Annotated in this window: 14 protein-coding genes; 7 read left to right on the forward strand and 7 right to left on the reverse strand. The window is 70.4% G+C overall.

Features of this window, described 5'->3' with window-relative positions:
* Nucleotides 1-184 precede the first annotated feature (184 nt).
* Nucleotides 185-850, reverse strand: coding sequence for a hypothetical protein (locus OWR29_RS27040; RefSeq protein WP_267566077.1), 666 nt, complete (start codon nucleotides 848-850; stop codon nucleotides 185-187).
* 68 nt (nucleotides 851-918) lie between these two features.
* Between OWR29_RS27040 and OWR29_RS27045 the strand changes: the two genes are divergently transcribed.
* From OWR29_RS27045 to OWR29_RS27055, 3 genes are read left to right on the forward strand one after another with little or no spacing between them, the layout of a single operon-like run.
* Entirely contained in the window at nucleotides 919-3,546 is a 2,628-nt protein-coding gene (locus tag OWR29_RS27045; protein ID WP_267566078.1) for a valine--tRNA ligase, read from the forward strand.
* A complete protein-coding gene (locus OWR29_RS27050; protein WP_267566079.1) occupies nucleotides 3,543-4,868 on the forward strand; it encodes a bifunctional folylpolyglutamate synthase/dihydrofolate synthase in 1,326 nt (441 codons plus the stop codon). Before OWR29_RS27045 ends, OWR29_RS27050 begins: the two co-directional genes overlap by 4 nt.
* On the forward strand, nucleotides 4,865-5,221 hold the full coding sequence (locus tag OWR29_RS27055; protein WP_267566080.1) for a DUF4233 domain-containing protein: 357 nt from the start codon (nucleotides 4,865-4,867) through the stop codon (nucleotides 5,219-5,221). The genes OWR29_RS27050 and OWR29_RS27055 overlap by 4 nt, the downstream gene beginning before the upstream one ends.
* A gap of 3 nt (nucleotides 5,222-5,224) precedes the next feature.
* Here the strand turns inward: OWR29_RS27055 and OWR29_RS27060 are convergent, their stop codons facing one another.
* Entirely contained in the window at nucleotides 5,225-8,551 is a 3,327-nt protein-coding gene (locus OWR29_RS27060; protein WP_267566081.1) for a VOC family protein, read from the reverse strand.
* A 141-nt stretch (nucleotides 8,552-8,692) separates the two neighbouring features.
* On the opposite strand from OWR29_RS27060, the gene ndk reads away from it, so the two are divergent.
* The gene (gene ndk / locus OWR29_RS27065) at nucleotides 8,693-9,109 is read left to right on the forward strand and encodes a nucleoside-diphosphate kinase (protein ID WP_267566082.1); all 417 of its coding nucleotides are present in this window, start codon (nucleotides 8,693-8,695) and stop codon (nucleotides 9,107-9,109) included.
* A gap of 4 nt (nucleotides 9,110-9,113) precedes the next feature.
* Here the strand turns inward: ndk and OWR29_RS27070 are convergent, their stop codons facing one another.
* The 4 genes from OWR29_RS27070 to OWR29_RS27085 all read right to left on the reverse strand — a co-directional run bounded on the left by OWR29_RS27070 (nucleotide 9,114) and on the right by OWR29_RS27085 (nucleotide 12,743).
* Nucleotides 9,114-9,899: an ABC transporter permease gene (locus OWR29_RS27070; RefSeq protein WP_267566083.1), complete on the reverse strand. Its 786-nt coding sequence runs from the start codon at nucleotides 9,897-9,899 to the stop codon at nucleotides 9,114-9,116.
* Between the two features lie 82 nt (nucleotides 9,900-9,981).
* Nucleotides 9,982-10,752 (reverse strand): ABC transporter permease, encoded by a 771-nt coding sequence (locus tag OWR29_RS27075; protein ID WP_267566084.1) that lies wholly within the window; start codon nucleotides 10,750-10,752, stop codon nucleotides 9,982-9,984.
* Nucleotides 10,749-11,726: an ABC transporter ATP-binding protein gene (locus OWR29_RS27080; RefSeq protein ID WP_267566085.1), complete on the reverse strand. Its 978-nt coding sequence runs from the start codon at nucleotides 11,724-11,726 to the stop codon at nucleotides 10,749-10,751. The genes OWR29_RS27075 and OWR29_RS27080 overlap by 4 nt, the downstream gene beginning before the upstream one ends.
* Before the next feature lie 30 nt (nucleotides 11,727-11,756).
* The gene (locus tag OWR29_RS27085) at nucleotides 11,757-12,743 is read right to left on the reverse strand and encodes a helix-turn-helix domain-containing protein (RefSeq protein WP_267566086.1); all 987 of its coding nucleotides are present in this window, start codon (nucleotides 12,741-12,743) and stop codon (nucleotides 11,757-11,759) included.
* 257 nt (nucleotides 12,744-13,000) lie between these two features.
* Between OWR29_RS27085 and OWR29_RS27090 the strand changes: the two genes are divergently transcribed.
* From OWR29_RS27090 to OWR29_RS27100, 3 genes are all read left to right on the forward strand, one after another.
* Entirely contained in the window at nucleotides 13,001-14,530 is a 1,530-nt protein-coding gene (locus OWR29_RS27090) for an alkaline phosphatase D family protein (protein ID WP_267566087.1), read from the forward strand.
* A 221-nt stretch (nucleotides 14,531-14,751) separates the two neighbouring features.
* Nucleotides 14,752-17,874: an isoleucine--tRNA ligase gene (gene ileS, locus OWR29_RS27095; RefSeq protein ID WP_267566088.1), complete on the forward strand. Its 3,123-nt coding sequence runs from the start codon at nucleotides 14,752-14,754 to the stop codon at nucleotides 17,872-17,874.
* Between the two features lie 149 nt (nucleotides 17,875-18,023).
* The gene (locus OWR29_RS27100) at nucleotides 18,024-18,698 is read left to right on the forward strand and encodes a lysophospholipid acyltransferase family protein (RefSeq protein ID WP_267566089.1); all 675 of its coding nucleotides are present in this window, start codon (nucleotides 18,024-18,026) and stop codon (nucleotides 18,696-18,698) included.
* Here OWR29_RS27100 and OWR29_RS27105 read toward each other — a convergent pair.
* Complete coding sequence (locus tag OWR29_RS27105; protein ID WP_267566090.1) at nucleotides 18,695-20,158, reverse strand: cryptochrome/photolyase family protein; 1,464 nt, start codon at nucleotides 20,156-20,158, stop codon at nucleotides 18,695-18,697. The genes OWR29_RS27100 and OWR29_RS27105 overlap by 4 nt on opposite strands.
* Between the last annotated feature and the right edge of the window lie 7 nt (nucleotides 20,159-20,165).

The raw sequence follows: 20,165 nt of genomic DNA on the forward strand, positions 1-20,165 counted from the left end.
TGACAGGGTGGGCCTACTGTCGTTCAAGGGCTCAATGTGCCGAGCCGGCTGCGACCCGCTAATTGGTTCTGAGCCGTGTCTACACCGTCAGCGAATTCGTCGGATCGGGCACGTCGAACGGCGAGTGCGTAGACAGAGAAATGGGCGCCCCGACAGAGGGGTGCGCCCATTCTGCGTACGGAAATCAGCGGGTCTCGGTGGCGTTGCGGAGGGCCAGCATCAGGGGAGCGGCGTCCTCGGGGGTGCGGTTGTTGAACATGGCCAGGGCCAGGCTGCCGTGGTCGGCCCAGCCGCACACGGTCAGGTCGCCGTCCGCGGACTTGGTGATGCCGCACCTCATCGTGCCGTCGAGCGGGCCCGCGTCGACATCCTTCAGGTTGGTCACCGCGCCTTCGTCGTCGGAGATCAGGTTCATGGCGGCGTCCAGGTCCTTGCCCGGCGTCCAGATCAGGCCGGTGCCGGCCAGGAAGAGCACGTTCTTGTCGGGCGACTCGTTGTAGACGGCGCCATAGGTGTGGTCGAGATCCACCTCGGCGGCCAGGGCCGTCCGCAGGTAGTCGGCCGTGCGGGCGCCGTCCTGGGAGTAGTCGAGGCTGAGCGGCCCCACGCTCGGCTGGATCTCGAGCTTCGCGTGCCGCTGGGCGATGATGCGCCAGCTGGTGAACGCGAGCATCGCCACGGCCACCAGCGCGAGCAGCAGCAGAACCGAGATCACCACCCGCCGTACGCGACCCCGGGGTTTGACCTTGGCCGGCGCCTCGGGATCGTCGTGGTCGAACAGGTCGTCGTCGGAGGACGAAGCGGGAGGCGGCGTGCCGATGTCGATCGGGTTGGGGCCGGGTTCGGGCATTGCTGGAGAGTAGCAACGGGTGGCGATGCGAATTCGGGGTTCCGCCGCGACATCCGTAGACTTGTCGGGTGACCGAGACGACCCAGCACCGCACCCCCGACAGCCGGCCCACCGGTGGCCTCTCCGCGCAGTACCAGCCGGGTGAGGTAGAGCAGCGGCGGTACGAGAATTGGGTATCGCAGGGCTACTTCACGGCCGACCCGGCGAGTGACAAGCCCCCGTTCTCGATCGTGATCCCGCCGCCCAACGTGACCGGCTCGCTGCACGTCGGCCACGCGCTCGACCACACCATCCAGGACACCCTTTCCCGCCTCAAGCGGATGCAGGGCTTCGAGGTGCTGTGGCTGCCGGGCATGGACCACGCCGGCATCGCCACCCAGAACGTGGTCGAGCGTCAGCTCGCCGCGCAGCAGCTGTCCCGCCACGACCTCGGCCGCGAGAAGTTCGTCGAGAAGGTGTGGGAGTGGAAGGCGCAGTCCGGTGGGGCCATCCTCGGGCAGATGCGCCGCCTGGGCGACTCCGTGGACTGGTCGCGCGAGCGGTTCACGATGGACGAGGGCCTGTCCCGCGCCGTCCAGACGATCTTCAAGCGGCTGTACGAGGACGAGCTGATCTACCGGGCCAACCGGATCATCAACTGGTGTCCCCGCTGCCTGACCGCGCTCAGCGACATCGAGGTGGAGCACACCGACGACGAGGGCGAGCTCGTCTCGATCCGCTACGGCGAGGGCGAGAACGCGATCGTCGTGGCCACCACCCGGGCCGAGACGATGCTGGGCGACACCGCCGTGGCCGTCCACCCCGACGACGAGCGCTACAAGCACCTGATCGGCACCGAGGTCGAGCTGCCGCTCACCGGCCGGCGCATCCCGATCGTGGCCGACGAGCACGTCGACCCGTCGTTCGGCACCGGCGCGGTCAAAGTGACCCCGGCCCACGACCCGAACGACTTCGAGATCGGCCAGCGGCACGACCTGCCCAGCATCACCATGATGGACGAGCGGGCGGTCGTCACCGTGCACGGCCCGTTCGAGGGGCTGGACAGGTACGAGGCCCGGCCCGCCATCGTTGCCGCGCTGCGCGAGGAGGGGCGGATCGTCGCCGAGAAGCGGCCCTACGTGCACTCGGTGGGTCACTGCTCGCGCTGCAAGACCACGGTCGAGCCGCGGCTGTCGCTGCAGTGGTTCGTCAACACCGGGCCGCTGGCCAAGGCGGCCGGTGACGCCGTGCGCGACGGCCGGGTCAGCATCGAGCCGGCCGAGCTGTCCAAGCGCTACTTCGCCTGGGTCGACAACATGCACGACTGGTGCATCTCGCGCCAGCTGTGGTGGGGTCACCGCATCCCGGTCTGGTACGGGCCGGACGGCGAGGTCGTCTGCGTCGGGCCGGACGAAGAGCCGCCGGCCGGCTTCACCCAGGACGAGGACGTGCTCGACACCTGGTTCTCGTCGGCCCTGTGGCCCTTCTCGACCATGGGCTGGCCCGAGCGTACGCCGGAACTCGAGAAGTTCTACCCGACCAGCGTGCTCGTCACCGGCTACGACATCCTCTTCTTCTGGGTCGCCCGGATGATGATGTTCGGCCTGTACGCGATGGACGACGTGCAGCCGTTCAACGTGGTCAACCTGCACGGCATGGTGCGCGACGGCCACGGCAAGAAGATGTCGAAGTCGTTCGGCAACGTGGTCGACCCGCTGGACTGGATCGAGCGCTACGGCGCCGACGCCACCCGCTTCACGCTGGCTCGCGGGGCCAACCCGGGCTCGGACGTGCCGATCAGCGAGGAGTGGTGCCAGGGCTCCCGCAACTTCTGCAACAAGCTGTGGAACGCGACCCGCTTCGCGCTCATGAACGGCGCGACCGTCGAGGGCGAGCTGCCCCCGGCGGAGGAGCTGTCGGCCATCGACAAGTGGATCCTCTCGCGCCTGCAGCACGTGATCGGTGAGGTGGACGAGTACTTCGCCACCTACGAATACGCGAAGGTCTGCGACACGCTCTACCACTTCGCGTGGGACGACGTCTGCGACTGGTACCTCGAGCTCTCGAAGCCGGTGCTCGCGGGTTCCGAGGCGGCCAACAGCCAGCGGGTTCTCGGGCATGTGCTCGACCAGTTGCTGCGCCTGCTGCACCCGGTGATCCCGTTCGTCACCGAGGAGCTGTGGGTGGCCCTGACCGGCGGCGAGACCGTGGTGAAGGCGCAGTGGCCGGCCATCGACAAAGAGCTGATCGACGACGCCGCCGAGGAAGAGCTGGCCGCCCTGCAGAAGGTGGTCACCGAGGTCCGGCGCTTCCGCTCCGACCAGGGCCTCAAGCCGAGCCAGCGGGTCTCGGCCGCGCTCACCGGCCTGGGCAACGTCGGCATCGACACGCACGAGCCGCTGATCCGTTCGCTGGCCCGCCTCGACGCGCCCGGCGACGGCTTCACGGCCACGGCGACGCTGGCCGTGTCCGGGGCGATCACGGTCGACCTCGACACCCGGGGCACGATCGACGTGGCGGCCGAGCGGGCCCGGCTCGAGAAGGACCGCACGGCGGCCGAGAAAGAGGCGGCGCAGTGCCGGGCCAAGCTCGGCAACGAATCGTTCATCGGCAAGGCGCCCGAACAGGTCGTCACGAAGATCAAAGACCGGCTCGCGACGGCCGAGGCGGACCTCACGCGAATTGCCGCGGCCCTGGAAGCGTTGCCTACAGCATGAGCACTTACGAAGAGGTGGTGGCCGCGCTCGACGGGCGCGGCTTCACCCGCATGGCGTTCGACATGCAGAAGATCCGCGACCTCATGGACGTGCTCGGCAGCCCCCAGCGGGCCTACCCGGCCATCCACCTGACCGGCACCAACGGCAAGACCAGCACCGCCCGCATGATCGACGCGCTGTTGCGGGCGCACGGCCTGCACACCGGCCGCTACACCAGCCCGCACCTCGAAACGGTCCGCGAGCGGATCAGCCTCGACGGCGAGCCCATCTCGGAGGAGCGCCTCGCGGCCACGTACGACGAGGTCGCGCCCCTGGCCGAGCTGATCGACGCCCGCAACTCCGAACCGCTCACCTACTTCGACATGACGACCGCCATGGCGTACGCGGCCTTCGCCGACGCCCCGGTCGACATCGCCGTGGTCGAGGTGGGCCTGGGCGGCGAGGAGGACGCGACGAACGTCATCGACGCGGGCATCGCGGTGATGACGCCGATCGGGCTCGACCACACCGAATGGCTGGGCGACACGATCGAGGACATCGCCTGGGCCAAGGCCGGCATCATCCACAAGGGCGCCACGGTGATCTCGGCCCTGCAGACCGAGGAGGCCATGCGGCCGATCCTCGAGCGCTGCGCCGAGATGAGCGCCACCCTGGCCCGCGAAGGCAGCGAGTTCGGCGTGATCGAGCGGACCCAGGCGGTCGGCGGTCAGGTGCTGCGGCTGCAGGGCCTGGGCGGCGTGTACGACGAGGTGTTCCTGCCGCTCTTCGGCGCGCACCAGGCCCAGAACGCGGCGATCGCGCTCGCGGCGGTCGAGGCCTTCCTCGGCGCGGGCACCGACCGGCAACTCGAGATTGACCTCGTACGCGAAGGGTTTGCCCAGGTCGATTCGCCGGGACGCCTGGAAAGGGTGCGCAGCGCGCCGACCATCCTGCTCGACGGCGCCCACAACCCGCACGGCATGGCGGCGACGGTGAGCGCGCTCGAGGAAGAGTTCGCGTTCCGGCACCTGGTCGCGGTGGTGGCCGTGCTGGGCGACAAAGACGTCTCCGGGCTGCTCGACCTGCTCGAGCCGGTGGCGGCGCGCATCGTCGTCACCCAGAACAGCTCGCCGCGGTCGATGCCGGTGGACGAACTGGCCCAGCTGGCGACCGACATCTTCGGCGAGGACAGGGTGACCGTCACGCAGAACATGCCCGACGCGATCGAGGAAGCCGTGGTGATCGCCGAGGAGGACGCGTCCGGCGAGCTCAGCGGCGTCGGCGTGATCATCACCGGTTCGGTCGTCACGGTGGCCGACGCACGGAAGCTGCTGAAGCGTTGACCGAGCCCGAGACCCCTCGATCGGGGCTTCGCAACCCCCAGGCCGCCGTGCGGGGCCTGGGGGCCGGCACGCTCGTGCTCGAGGCGATCGTGCTGCTGCTCGCCATCCAGCCCATCCGGGTCATGGGCGGCCACCTCAGCGGCTGGGGCGTCGCGTCGGTGATCGCGCTGGCCGTCGTCGCGATCCTGCTGGCCGGCCTGATGCGCCGATCGTGGGCCTGGAACGCCGGCACCGCCGTCCAGGTGCTGCTGCTGGCCAGCGGCCTGTTCCACTGGTCGCTGGCCGCGCTCGGCCTGATCTTCGGGGCCGCCTGGGTGTACGCGTTGTATGTGCGGCGCTCGATTCTGGGCTAGCGGTCAGCGGATGGCCCGCCACTGGGTGATCGCGATGTTGTGGTCGTCGGGGTCGCGGAAGGTGGCCGACCACAGTTCGAGCCGGTCACCCCGGTTGACCGGGCGCGGCGGGTGCACGAACTCGACGCCCTTGGCCTGAAGCTCCTGATAGACGGCCTCGACGTCGCCCACCTCGAGGTTGAGGTAGATCAGGCGGCCGGCTTCGCTGGAAAGATCGTTCACCGTACGCAGGACGAGCCGGGTGTCGCCGGAGGCGAGCACGGCGCTGCCCTCCCCGCTGTCGATCTCGAAGAACCCGAGGGTGTCCCGATAGAACGCGGCCGACCGGGCAAGGTCGGTGACCAGCACGGTGATGCCCACGCCGTGAATCGCACCGGCCGGACCGGGCCGCGCGCTCGGATAAGCGGTGATCACATCGGCGGCGCGGTCGTCCGGCTCGGGGGTGCCCGCCAGGTCACCCCACGGGCCGCGATCCGACGCCGCCGCGGCCGCAGCGGCCGCCGCGAGGGCAGCAGCGGCCGGTGACGGCTTCGGGCGGCCCGAGGTTGCGGTTGATTCCCGGCCTGCCGCTGCGGCGGGATTGCCTTCGGTCTGGGCATCCGGCCCGGCTCCGGCTGAAGCCGTGGAGGAGGGCCCGGCCGCGGGGCTTGCTTCGGCTGAATCTGTCGGCGAAGCCGCGGGTGTGGCCGCTGGTTTTGCTTGAGCTGACGCTGTCGGCGAGGGCGCCGGTGCGGGCGAAGCTGCGGGTACGGCCGCCGGTCCTGCTTGGGCCGACGCTGTCGGCGAGGACGCCGCGTCGGATGCGGCTTCAGGCGTGGATGAGGTTGCGGCGGCAGGCATGGGTGCGGCCGTCGACTCGGTTTGGGACGGGTCTGTGGGTACTGGGCCGGTCTCGGCTGGAGGGGTTCGGGTGGGGGGAGGCAGGCGGACGGACGTCTCTTCGTCCACGTACGTCTGCTTCGGGTAGAAGACCCGGGGTGGCGCTTCGTCGGCGGCCTGCTGAGTGGCCGTGGGCGGTGGTTCGGAGGCGGCGGGGGAGCGGTCGCTCTTGCCGACCTTCTTCACGGCGGCGGTCACGGCACCGATCGCGCCCGCCAGCAGCCCGGCCGACTTGCCTGATCCGGCGGCCGGCGTCTCGGGGGTGAATCGGGGCCGGTCCGTGTCGGAGAACGCCTCGGACCGGGCGCCGGCGGTCTCGTCCGGCGTGGCTGCTGGGCGGTCGTGCTCGCTCCGCGTTGCAGCGGGCTGGTCATGCTCGTCCGGCGCGGCCGCTGAAAGGTCGTGCTCGCTCCACGCGGCTGCGGGCCGATCGTGCTCGTCCGGCGCGGCTGCGGGGCGGTCGTGCTCGTTCCACGTGGCCGTGGGTCGGTCGCGCTCGTCTGGCGTGGCCGTGGGCCTGTCGCGCTCGTCCGGCGTGGCTGCGGGGCGGTCGTATTCGTTCCGCGTTGCCGTGGGGCGATCGGGCTCGTCCGGCGTAGCCGCGGTCGGGTTGTGAGGGGGCGCGTCCGCGGGCGGGTGCGGCGTGAAGACGGGCCGGCCGGCCTGGTCGGCAAGCAGGTCGTCGTCTTGGGGCGGAGTCGCGGAGGGGCGGCCGGGTGGAGCTGCGGCGGGCCTGTTGTCCGTGTTCGCGGGCGGTGGGGGCGCCGGGGAGGCGACGACGGGCGGGAACTCCTCGGTGGGGGTTGTGGCGTCGTGGGCCGCGTTGGTCACGAACCGGGTGCTCGGCGGCGGGGCGATCAGGTCTTCGTCGCGGGCTCGGGCGGCGGCCGGGTTGTCCTCCGGGGGGACGTCGGGGTCGGCGTCGAGCGGGAGGTCGATCTCGTCGTCGGGCGCTGGGCGGGGGCCCGGTGTTCCCGGGCGGGCGGTGGCGGGCTCGGGAGCTGTCGGCGGCGGGGTCGACGGTGGCGGCGCCGTGGGGAACGAGCCGACCGGCGACGGTGTGGGCGGGGCCGAGGTGGCGGTGGGCTCCGGACGCCGGTGCGGTGACGGGGCCGGCGGCTCGTCGAGCGGCAGGTCGGTGTCGAAGGAGTCGTCGGGGTGGGGCTCGCGCTGAGAAGGAGTGGCCTGCTCGGCGGTGGCGGTAGCGGCGCCGCGGGGGCGTGGATGCGGGTGCGGGCTGGGGCGGCGTCGCCCGGCCGCGCCTGCAGCGGCACCCGCGGCCGCGCCGGCGGCTGCCCCGGCTGCCACGTTCGCGCCTACCCGGCCCTTGTCCGCGCCGACGTCGGGCGAGTCGGATTCATCGGCAGACGAGTCTGCGCGCGAAGAGGGGGAGTCGGCATCGGCATACGACTGGCCGGCGGCGGCCCGGGCGGGGTAGGGCGAGTCGGCTTCCTCGCGAGGTGAGCTCGTTGCGGAGGACGGGCCACTGGTGGCCCGGGTGGAGTCCGCGGTGGCGTAGGGAGAGTCCGCCTCGTCGCGGGGTGAGCTCGTCGCGTAGGACGGGCCGGTGGGGTCGTCGGCCGAGTCGGGGCGGGCGTAGGGCGACTCGGCGGCGCGAGCGGGCTCGGGCGCGTCGGGCGCGTAGGGGGAGCTCTTGGCGCGGCGGGGAAGCTGGGACGGGCTTTCGTCGTGGTCGACGAACTCGCCCTCGACCACCTTGCCGGCTGGGGTGTCGCGGACGACCACCGGGCTCTCCGAGTACTCCTCGGAGTCGAGGTTGGCGGCCGGGCCGGAAGGGCCGCCTGCGGCCGGGCCGGGTGGCGGTGGCGGTGGCGGCGGGGAACTGCCCGGCGGTGGGGGTGGCGGCTCGTCGGGGCCGCGGCCCCACGTGCGGTCGCGGCCGGCCCACGGGGGTGGCTCGACGTCGCCCAGCAGGTCGGCGTCCAGGTCGGCGTCGGGCTCGTCGTCGTCGAAGTCGGTGACCGGGGGCGGGGGCGGGTCGGCGCCTCGCTCGCGCGGGGCTGCCTCGTCCCAGTTGATTTTGACTCGGCGCAGGTCGTCGACGTCGACCGTGATCGGCAGCGTGTCGCCGGGCTCGGGCCACTTCACGACCGGGATGCGGGACTCGTTGATCTCGACCTCGCGGGTCGGCAGGCCGGGCGCCACGATCACCGCCTGGATGCGGGCGCGCGCGTAGACCGCCGTCGTCATGGGCCGGGGCGTGATCGACGAGACCTCGGCCGTGCCGGCCACCCAGGCCCGGGCCCCACGGCGTACGACGTTGACGACGCCGAGCGCGACCGCCAGGCCCAGCAGGGCCACCCCGAAGATGACCACCCCCAGGCTGGACATGCCGAAACCCAGCGCGACCACGAAGACCGCGATCGTGCCCGCGACCGCCGCGACCAGCTTCCGTGCCGGCGCGATCGGACGTCCGGTCTGGTTTGCCAATGTGGACCTCCCGCTCGTACCCGTCAGGTTATTGCCCGGCACATTGTGAGCGAAAGTGCGGTAGTCCCGGCGTTGGCGCTCGTCGCTTTCCCGGTACCGATAGGCTGAAACTCAGCCCCTCACCTGTACTGGAGGAACTTCGTGTCCAGCCCCATCGAGCGTTCGCTCGTGCTCCTCAAGCCCGACGCGGTCCGGCGCGGTCTGCTCGGCGAGATCCTCGGCCGGTTCGAGCGCAAGGGTCTGGTGGTCGAGGCGCTGGAGCTGCGCACGATGGACGCGGCGCTGGCCGACCAGCACTACGCCGACCACGTCGAGAAGGCGTTCTACCCGCCGCTGAAGCAGTTCATGACCTCGGGTCCGCTGGTCGCGCTGGTGCTCTCGGGCGACGAGGTGATCGAGGTCGTGCGGGCCATGATCGGCTCGACCGACGGCCGCAAGGCGGCCGCCGGCACGATCCGCGGCGATTTCGCGCTGTCGAACCGGGAGAACCTGGTGCACGCCTCCGACTCGCCGGAGAGCGCCCAGCGCGAGCTCGCCCTCTGGTTCCCCAAGCTCTGAGCGGCTAGAGGGCGTCGAGCGACGCCCGCCGGCGCGACTCGACCTCGAAAATCTTGAGCAGCACGACGGCCGCGACCGCGTAACCCGCCCCGACCAGCAGTTCCTGGCCGAGCGCGGGTGCGGCCGCGGCCAGTCCGTCTCCGGCCGCGAGCCGCCGGGCTGCCTCCGCCGCGTGCGTGATCGGCAGGTAGTGCCCGACCGTCACCATCCAGCCGGGCAGGTTCCCGGCCGGCACGTTCACGCCGGTGAGCAGCAGCAACAGGGCGACCGAGACGTTCGAGACCACCCACACGTCGCGGAACCGCAGGCCCAGGGCGCCCAGCGTGAGCCCGAAGAACCCGCACGCCAACGAGCCGGCGGCCATGGCCAGGAACAGCCCGGGCACGGCGTCGAGAGGGATGCGGAGACCCAGCAGCGCCGCGCCCACGCTCAGGGTCACCACGGCGATGAGAAGACCATTTCCCGCGTACGGCAGAACCCGCCCCCAGAAAATCGCGGTGCGGCTGCGGGGCGACAGCAGCACATGCCCGAGCGTGCCGAACCGCCGCTCGTTGGCCACCGCCATGGTGCCGCCGAACACGCAGGCCAGCGACGCGGTCAGCACGGCGTTGCCGACGATGTAGAACCGGTCGTCGGCCACCTGCAACTGCCGGCCCAGGTAGGCGAAGAACAGCAACTGGAACAGCGGCCCGACCAGCAGCGTGCCGACGAACATGCCGGGCGTGGTCCAGTTGAACAGGGCGCGGTAGGCGATCACGCCGCCCACGGTCATCAAACGAAGAGTCTTCATTCCGAGCCTCCCGGGCATGCCCTCCTGGCCCTCGCCGGCGGGGCCGTCGTCAGGTGCGGCAACTGCCGCTCGGTGCAGTCGGTCATGCCAGCGCCAAAGTTGCGGCCGCGCGGGCGCGGCGTTCGACATGGGTGAGGGCGAGACCGCCGAGGGCCAGGCAAAGCAGGCTGATGCCGAGGCAGATGCCGACCGACGGCCAGACCGGCCCGCCGCTCGTGGCCTCGCGCAACGCCCGGGCACCCCAGGTGGTGGGCAGGATCGCGGCGATCGGCCCGGTCCACGAGGGCAGCACGGTGATCGGCACCAGCATGCCGGAGACCAGCCACACCGGGTATTCGAGCGTGTTGGCCAGCGCGTTGGCGTTGCGCATGAGCACGAACGTGGCCGCCAGCAGCAGGCCGAACATGCCGAGTGCGATCACACAGACCACCGACGCCACGACGAATGCGGCCGGGTGCGCGAAGTCGAGACGTATCCCGTACAGGAAACGACCCCAGACCAACGTGGCGAGCAGGGCGTAAATGCCGGTGAGGCCGGTGGCGATCGTGATGGGGAGGATGACGAGCACGGGCCGCCGCGGCGCCAACATGATCATTTCGAGCGTGCCCATCCAGCGCTGACCCTGGATGGCGCCGCCCGAGCCGAACAGCACTGACGACCAGACGCCCATCACTCCGGCGCCGACCGCGGCCTCGAGCAGCCGATGTTGTTCGCCGCCGGCGCGGAACAGGTACACGGCGAGGGTGGCCTGCACGATCGGCACGATCAAGGTGATCGCGATCTCGAAGGGCGAGCGGCTGATCTGCTTGATGTGCAGCAGCGTGCCGACCACGAGCAGCCTGAGCACATTCATGCCGCGCTCACGATCGCCACGTACGCGTCCTCGAGCGTCGGCTCCCGGCTGTCCACCCGGCCGAGGCGGATGCCCGCCAACTCCCGCAGCACGTCACCTTGGACATCCACGTGCGCATCCGAGTGGACGGTCAGCAATTGCAGGGCTCCACGGGCTTCAACTGCGGTTTCCCGTACGCCGGGCAGCCCCCGAAGTGCGTCGACCGCACTCTCGGGAACTCCGTACGCCTCCACTTCGACCACCCGGCGCCCGTCGGCCCGGTGGCGTAGTTCGGCCGGTGTGCCCAGGGCCTGGATCTGCCCGTCGGCGATGACCGCGATCCGGTCGCACAGCTCGTCGGCCTCGGCCATGTAGTGGGTCGTCAGCAGCACGGTCGTCCCGGTCGAGGCCAGGTCGGACACCGTACGCCGAAGCTCGCGGGCCGCCACCGGGTCGACCCCGATCGACGGCTCGTCGAGGAACAGCACGTCCGGGGAGTGCAGCAAACCGCGCGCGATGTGCAGCCGCTGCCGCATGCCGCGCGAATACCCCTCGACGCGTTCACCCTCGCGGCCGGACAGCCCGACCAGCTCCAGCAGCTCGGCGATGCGCCGCTTCTGATCGCGCGGGGCAACGCCGTACAGCTCGGCGAAGTAGCGCAGATTGTCCAGCGCGGACAGCCGGTCGTAGAGGCCGCGGTCGCCGCCGAACACGTAGCCGATCCTGCGGCGTACGTCCCGGGTCTCTTTCTCGACGTCGAAGCCGCACACCCGGGCCGTGCCCGAGGTCGGGATGAGCAGGGTGTTCAGCATCTTGATGGTGGTCGTCTTGCCGGCGCCGTTCGGTCCCAGCAGCCCGAACAGCTCGCCCCGGCCGACTGTGAAGGTCACCCCGCGGACCGCCTCGACCTCGGTGCGCTTCGGCTTGAGCCAGCCCGTGCGCGCCTTGTAGGTCCGGCGTAGATCGTGCGCCTCGATGGCGTTGTCGCTCCCCATGCGGGCCAACGCTAGGGAATCGACCGACGTCTAGGAAACGAATTCGGTACGGGCCGAATCCTCACCGAGCAGCGTCACCAGGGCCGTGCCGGCCGGCTCGAGACCGTAGAGAACTCGGCGCCCGGCCCGGCGGCGGTGCACCACCCCGGCCGCGAGCAGACCGGCCAGATGTTCCGAGATCGTGCTGGGAGCCAGGCCGAGCGTCGTGGCCAGGCCGGTCGTGGTGGCCGGGACGGTCAGAGCGCGCAGCACGGCGGCCCGTCCCCGCCCCAGCAACACGGACAGGCGGTCGTCAGCCGGTCGCGCCGCCGGCGCATCGGCCAGCACGGCCGCGCCCCGCGACTGGTAGGTGACCATGACCAGGTCGGGCTGATCGCCCGAACACATCAGCGCGCCCCGCGAGAAGATCAGCGGCACCAGCAGCAGCCGCTGGTTGACCGCGGTGAACGCCTGCTCCAGCGGCTTCTTGAGGGTGAGAACCGGCCGCTCCCACCGAATGCGCTCGTGCAGCTGGGCGAGGAGCGCGTCCGGCCCGTCCGCGGCCAGAGCCCGGGCCCGCAACAGCACCTCTTCGTCGAGCGCGGCCCGCATGGCCGGCCAGTACGGCGCGATCGCCGCGTCCCAGTACTCCTGCACCCCGTCGGCCAGCTTGTCGAGCGCCGCCTGCCGGTCGTTCCGGAAGGGGCGCAGCACCGGCAGCACGTCGCCGTCCGGATAGTGCTTGGCCAGCTCGGCCTCGATCACCTCGGCCGGGGTGGCCCGCAGGAGGTCGAGTTGCTCGCCGATGGTGGGCATCGCGGTGACGGGCGGCGGGCAGAGAAAGTCCGGCGAGACCGACGGCAGATCGCAGTAGAGCGACACCGGCCCGGTCAGCGAACGCGCCCGCTGCGCCCACGCCTCGTACGGCCAAGGCACGCCCGCCGGATTCCGCTGCAACAGAGCCAAACTGCACATGACCTCGGCCAACGGGCTGATCGCGATCCGCGTACGAGAAAGCGTCCGCTCATCAATCTCCATCCGAATCACACGGCCACCTTAGAACGCCGGGCCACAAACCAAGTTCCCTCACCCTGTACGCACGACTAGTGTGCACGAGGTGGTGGTTCTGAACGCGGACTCGGCTGAGACGATTCGGCGTACGCACTCGCGCTACTTCAAGAGCCTGGGTGAGATGGCGCGAAGCTGACCCGGTCATCGATCTCGATGCGGATCTCGCCGGTGGTGTTCAGGGTGCGGACACCCGCCGGTCAACCGGGATCGATAGGCATCATGGTATGACTTCGATCTCACGAAGGAACCTGCTGCGCGCGGGCGTTGCCGGTGGCGTGGCCGGCCTGGCCGGCGGGGCGCCCGCGTTCTCCTCGGCGGGCCACCGGCCCGTCCTCACCCACGGCGTCCAGAGCGGCGACCCGTTGGGCAACTCGGCCGTCGTCTGGAGCCGGGCCGACCGGCCCGGGCGGCTCTGGGTGCAGGTCAGCAAGCGGCCCGACTTCCGCGGGTCGCGGGTGTTGCGCGGGCCTATCGTCACGCCGGACTCCGACTTCACCGGGAAGCTCACGCTGCGTGGGCTGCCCTCGGGCGAGCAGCTCTACTACCGGGTGCGGGCCGAGAGCCTGGAGCGGCCCGGCCTGTTCGGCGCCCCGGTCAGCGGCTCGCTGCGGACCGCGCCGTCGCGTCGCCGGGACGTCCGGTTCGTCTGGACCGGTGATGTGGTCGGCCAGGGGTGGGGCATCGACCCGGCGTACGGCGGACTGAAGATTTTCGAGTCGATGCGCCGCCGCCGGCCGGACTTCCTGCTGCACAGCGGCGACACGGTCTACGCCGACGGGCCGCTGACCGAGACGGTGGCGCTGCCCGACGGCCGGGTCTGGCGCAACCTGGTCACCGAGGAGAAGCTGAAGGTCGCCGAGACGCTCAAGGAGTATCGCGGCCAGTACGCCTACAACCTGCTCGACCAGGCCTACCGGGCGTTCGCCGCCGAGGTGCCGCAGATCAACCAGTGGGACGACCACGAGGTGACCAACAACTGGTACCCGGGGGAGATCCTGGACGACGCCCGCTACACCGAGAAGCGGGTCGACGTGCTGGCCGGGCGGGCCCGTCAGGCGTACCACGAGTGGGTTCCGACGCCGATGCGCAGCGGGCCGGTCTACCGCAAGATCTCGTACGGGCCGCTGCTCGACATCTTCGTGCTCGACATGCGCACCTTCAAGGACGTCAACGACGGCAACACGTACGCCGATCCGAACCGTGGCCTGCTCGGTCGGGAGCAGCGCGAGTGGCTGATCCGCGGCCTGCGCGAGTCGAAGGCGACCTGGAAGGTGATCGCCAACGACCTGCCGCTCGGCCTGGTCGTGCCGGACGGCGCGACCGCGCAGGAGGGCGTGGCCCAGGGCGACCCGGGCGCGCCCAAGGGCCGCGAGCTCGAGTTCGCTGAAGTACTGAAGAACGCCCACCGCCACCACGTCACCGGCATCGTCTTCCTGACCGCCGACGTGCACTACACCCAGGCCAACCACTACGACCCGGCCCGGGCGGCGATCCAGGACTTCACCCCGTTCTGGGAGTTCGTGTCGGGCCCGGCTCACGCGGGCGCGTTCGGTCCCAACGCTCTTGACCTCACCTTCGGGCCCAAGACGGCCTTCGTGAACGCCCCGCCGGCCGCCAACACGTCCCCGGCCGACGGCTTCCAGCACTTCGGCGAGGTCGAGATCGACGCCGAGACCAAGGCCTTCACGGTCAACCTGCGTGACCGCGACGGCAAGTCCCTCTGGAGCACGACCCTGCCCGCCCCGAGGCGCTGAAACAACCGGATGGCCGGTATCGTTGTCGGAGCGCAGGCGACGATCCGGCCATCACCGGGGAGCTTCCGGAAGAACAGAGCACACGCTCTCAGTAGAACCGGGTGGCGGCGGCCGAGAAGAAATGAGCGGGCGGAGAGATCCGTCAAGCGAGGTGGTACCGCGGGCCCGAGGGCTCGTCCTCGCAGTCTGATCGACGACTGCTACGAGGAGATCCACCGATCATGGCCTATCCGAAGCACACCGACGCCGTGGGCGTGCCGGCCAGCCCCGACCTGCCCGCCGTCGAGCGCGCGGTCCTCGAGCACTGGACGGCCGACAAGACCTTCGAGGCGTCCGTCGAGCAGCGCCCGGCCGGGCAGAACGGCAGCAACGAGTACGTCTTCTACGACGGCCCGCCGTTCGCCAACGGCCTGCCGCACTACGGGCACCTGTTCACCGGCTACGTGAAAGACCTGGTGCCGCGCTACCAGACGATGCGCGGCAAGCACGTCGAGCGCCGGTTCGGCTGGGACACCCACGGGCTGCCGGCCGAGGTGGAGGCCGAGAAGCAGCTGGGCATCACGACCAAGGCGCAGATCGTCGAGCTCGGCATCGACAAGTTCAACGACGCCTGCCGTACGTCGGTGCTGGCCTACACCAAGGACTGGGAGCGCTACGTCACCCGGCAGGCCCGCTGGGTCGACTTCGAAGACGACTACAAGACCCTCGACCCCAGCTACATGGAGTCGGTCATGTGGGCGTTCAAGACCCTGCACGACAAGGGCCTGGTCTACGAGGGCTTCCGCGTCCTGGCCTACTGCTTCCGGTGCGAGACCCCGCTGTCGAACACCGAGACCCGCATGGACGACGTCTATCGCGACCGCACCGACCCGGCGCTGACGGTGACGTTCCGGCTGGAGACGGGCGAGGACATCGCGGTGTGGACGACCACGCCGTGGACGCTGCCGTCCAACCTGGCGCTGGCCGTCGGCCCGGACATCGACTACGCGATCTTGGCCGACAAAACAGGCAAAAAACTCATCATGGGTGCGGGGCGCGTGACCGCGTACGGGAAAGAACTTGAGGGTTTTGAGGTAGTCGGCAGTGTGAAAGGCCGCGAGCTGGCCGGCCGGAAGTACACCCCGATGTTCGACTTCCTGGTCGAGCAGGGCGGCCCGAACGCTTTCCAGGTGCTGGCGGCCGACTACGTCAGCGACGAGGACGGCACCGGCGTCGTGCACCAGGCGCCGGCCTTCGGCGAGGACGACCAGAACGTCTGCAACGCGGCCGGCATCCCGACGATCGTGACCGTCGACGAGCACACCCGCTTCACCGCGCTCGTGCCGGACTACCAGGGCACGCAGGTCTTCGAGGCCAACAAGCCGATCATCGCGCGGCTCAAGCAGGAGCAGAAGGTGCTGCGGCACGAGGGCTACACGCACTCGTACCCGCACTGCTGGCGCTGCGACACCCCGCTGGTCTACAAGGCGGTGTCGTCGTGGTTCGTGGCCGTGACCAAGTTCCGCGACCGCATGGTCGAGCTGAACCAGCAGATCACCTGGACGCCGGCCCACATCAAGGACGGCTCGTTCGGCAAGTGGCTGGCCAACGCCCGCGACTGGTCGATCTCGCGCAACCGGTTCTGGGGCTCGCCCATCCCGGTCTGGAAGTCGGACGACCCGAACTACCCGCGCGTCGACGTCTACGGCTCCTTCGACGAGATGCAACGCGACTTCGGCGTCAAAATCGAAGACCTGCATCGCCCGTACGTCGATGAGCTGATCCGCCCCAACCCGGACGACCCGACCGGCAAGTCGACCATGCGCCGGGTGCCCGAGGTGCTCGACTGCTGGTTCGAGTCGGGCTCGATGCCGTTCGCCCAGGTGCACTACCCGTTCGAGAACAAGGACTGGTTCGAGCACCACTACCCGGGCGACTTCATCGTCGAGTACATCGGCCAGACCCGCGGCTGGTTCTACACCATGCACGTGCTGGCCACGGCGCTGTTCGACCGGCCCGCGTTCCGCAACTGCCTGAGCCACGGCATCCTGCTCGGCGAGGACGGCCGCAAGATGTCCAAGTCGCTGCGGAACTACCCGGACGTCTACAAGATCTTCGACTCGCACGGGTCGGACGCGATGCGCTGGATGCTGATGTCGTCGCCGGTGCTGCGGGGCGGGGACATGCCGGTCACCGAGGTGGCGATCCGCGACTCGGTGCGTCAGGTGCTCCTGCCGCTGTGGAACGTCTGGTACTTCTTCAGCCTCTACGCCAACGCCTCCGGGCACGAGGCGACGTTCCGCACGGATTCGAAGGACCTGCTCGACCGCTACATCCTGGCCAAGACCGGTGAGCTGATCACCGACGTCCAGCGTCAGATGGACGACTATGACATCTCGGGCGCGGCGGCCAGCGTGCGCTCCTACCTCGACGCTTTGACGAATTGGTACGTACGGCGGTCACGCGACCGTTTCTGGGCCGGTGATCAGGACGCGTTCGACACCCTGGCCACCGTGCTCGAGACGCTGTGCCGGGTGGTGGCGCCGCTCGCGCCGCTCACCACCGAGGAGATCTGGCGCGGCCTGACCGGCGAGCGCTCGGTGCACCTGACCGACTGGCCCGACGCCTCGGCCTTCCCGGCCGACCACGAGCTGGTCGCCTCGATGGACGCCATCCGCGACGTCGCCTCGGCCGCGTTGTCGCTGCGCAAGGCGCGTGCCCTGCGGGTGCGGCTGCCGCTGGCCAAGCTGACCGTGGCCACCACCGACGCTCCGAAGCTGGCGAGCCTGAGCGACCTGGTGGCCGACGAGGTCAACGTCAAGGAGGTCGTCTTCACCGACGACGTCGCCGCCTCGTCGCAGCAGGTGCTCACCGTCGTGCCGCGGGCGCTCGGCCCGCGCGTGGGCAAGCAGGTGCAGCAGGTCATCAAGGCGGTCAAGGCCGGCGAGTGGCAGCTGGTCGACGGCGCCCCGGTGGCTGCCGGCGTCACCCTGCAGGACGGCGAGTACGAGCTCAAGCTGGTCGCGGCCGACGTCGAGAACTCGGCGCCGCTGCCGGGCGGCACGGGCGTCGTCGTGCTCGACACCGCGGTCACCCCCGAACTGGCGGCCGAGGGGCTGGCCCGCGACGTGATCCGGGTCGTGCAGCAGGCCCGGCGCGACGCCGGCCTGGACGTCTCGGACCGGATCGCGCTGGTCGTGTCGGCCACCGAGCCGGTGCGGGCGGCGGTCGAGGCGCACCGCGAGTTCGTCGGCGGCGAGACGCTGGCGACCTCGGTGACGCTGACCGACGCGGGCGCCGACGGCTTCGCGGGTGAGGTCGGCGACTCGGATCAGGTAACAGTTCAGGTCACGAAGGCGGTCTGAGGCGGCGGCCGGCTCGGATATTCCACGCATCTGTGATGAATGTCCGGGCCGGTCGGCCAGATCGACAGGGACTTCCGAGTTCCCGTCCGATAACCTGACCGCGCTCCCCACATTTTTCGCGCGCACGCCTGTCCCCGGAGGAACCCCAGTTGCCGCTGCTCTACACGATCGGCAAGTTCACGGTCGGCAACGCGATGATGCTCGGCTGGCGCCCCCGCGTCGAGGGCCTCGAGCACATCCCCCGGACCGGTGGCGTGATCTTCGCCGGCAACCACCTCTCGGTCGCCGACGAGCTGTTCCTCGGCTCGGTGGTGCCGCGTCACCTGGCCTTCTGGGCCAAGGAGGAGTACTTCGACGGCACCGGCCTCAAGGGCTGGTTCAACCGCAGCCTCATGCACGGGCTCGGCGCCATCCGGGTCGCCCGCCGCGGCGGCCGGGACGCGCTGACCGCGTTCGACGGCGCCATCCCGGTGCTCAAGGCCGGTGACGCCATCGCGCTCTATCCCGAGGGCACCCGCTCGCCCGACGGCCGGCTCTACCGCGGCCGCACCGGCGTGGCCCGGCTCTCGGTGGCGGCCGGGGTGCCGGTCGTCCCGGTCGGCATGCTCGGCACCGACAAGGTGCAGCCCATCGGTCAGTTGCTGCCCAAGCCGGCGCGCGGCGTGGTCACCATCAAGTTCGGCGAGCCGATCTCCACGGTCGGCCGGGCCGACGACCGGACGTCGCTGCGCCAGCTCACCGACGAGGTGATGACCGAGATCCAGAAGCTGACCGGTCAGGAGTACGTGCCCCGCTACGCCCCGGCCAAGCAGCCCAAAGACTAGGGCGCCCGCGAGCCCCGCGCCTTCTCCTGCTCGACCAGGGCCTCGAGGTCGCTGAGCCGGCCCAGGCCGTTGAGCGGCTGCCGCATGCGGTGGTTATTGGCCAGCTTCGGCTCGTTGCGGGCGAGGAAGGCCCAGTAGCCGGCGGTGTAGGGGCACGCGTCGTCGCCGACCCGCACCTTCGGGTCGTAGCGGCAGCCGCCGCAGTAGTCGCTCATCCGGTTGATGTAGGCGCCGCCCGAGGCGTACGGCTTGGTGCTCATCCGCCCGGAGTCGGCGTACTGGCTCATGCCGATCACGTTGGCCGTCATCACCCACTCGTAGCCGTCGACGAAGCAGCGGTGGAACCAGTCGGCCATCGCGCCCGGCCGCCAGCCGCGCTGCATGGCGTAGTTGCCCAGCACCATCAGCCGCGGGATGTGATGCACCCAGCCGCGGTCGCGCACGCCGGCCAGCACGTCGGACAGGCAGCGCGCCTCGACCGCGCCGGCGTCCAGGTCGGCGAACCAGCGCGGCAGCTCGCGGCGCGCCTTGAGCTCGTTCGAGGCCCGGTAGTCCGGCTCGAAATACCAGTACAGGTGCCAGATGAAGTCGCGCCAGCCGATGATCTGCCGCACGAAACCCTCCACGCTGGCCAGCGGGGCTTCGCCCTTCCGGTACGCCTCTTCGGCGCGCTCGACGACCTCGAGCGGATCGAGCAGGCCCAGGTTCATCGCGGCGCTCAGCAGGCTGTGGCTCATCAGCGGGTCGCCGGCCAGCATGGCGTCCTCGTACGGGCCGAAGGTGGGCAGCCGGTGGGTCACGAAGTGCCGCAGCCGGGCCAGCGCCTCCGGGCGGGTGGCCGGGAACATCCGCGGGCCGTCGTTGCCGACGAACTCGATGCCGTCCTCGCGCTCCCACCGGTCGAGGTCGGCCCGCACCTGCTCGTCGATCTCGTCCTCGACGATCGCCGGGGGAGAGGGCACGTCGAGCCGTTCCACCCCGCGCGGCGGTGGCTCGCGGTTGTCGGCATCCAGGTTCCACTTGCCGCCGGTGGGCTCGTCGCCGTCCATCAGGATGCCGTGCCGCTGCCGGGCGTCGCGGTAGAAGTCCTCCATCTTCAGGTGCGTACGGCCGTGCGCCCAGGCCGTGAAGTCGGCCGGTGCGGTCACGAAGCCCCGCGGCGGCAGCACCTCTTCCACCTGCTCCAGCCGGTTGACCAGGCCGCGGGCGGCCCGCGAGGTCGGGTGGCAGACGGTGACCGGTTCTTTCAAGGCTTCGGCGTACGTCTCGGCCCTGATCAGCCGGACCCGGTCGTCGTCCTGGGCCCGGTGCCGCAGCGCGGACAGGATCAGGTGGGCCTTCTGCCGGTGGAACACGCGGCGCCGGAACACCGCCTTCGACTCCACCAGCAGCACCGGCTGATCGGGGGAGTCGAGGAAATGCGGGCCGAGCTGATCGGCGAAGAGCCAGCGGCGGGTCATGTCGTCA

The organism is Paractinoplanes pyxinae, from assembly GCF_026626335.1.
GTDB classification, from domain to species: Bacteria; Actinomycetota; Actinomycetes; order Mycobacteriales; family Micromonosporaceae; genus Actinoplanes; species Actinoplanes pyxinae.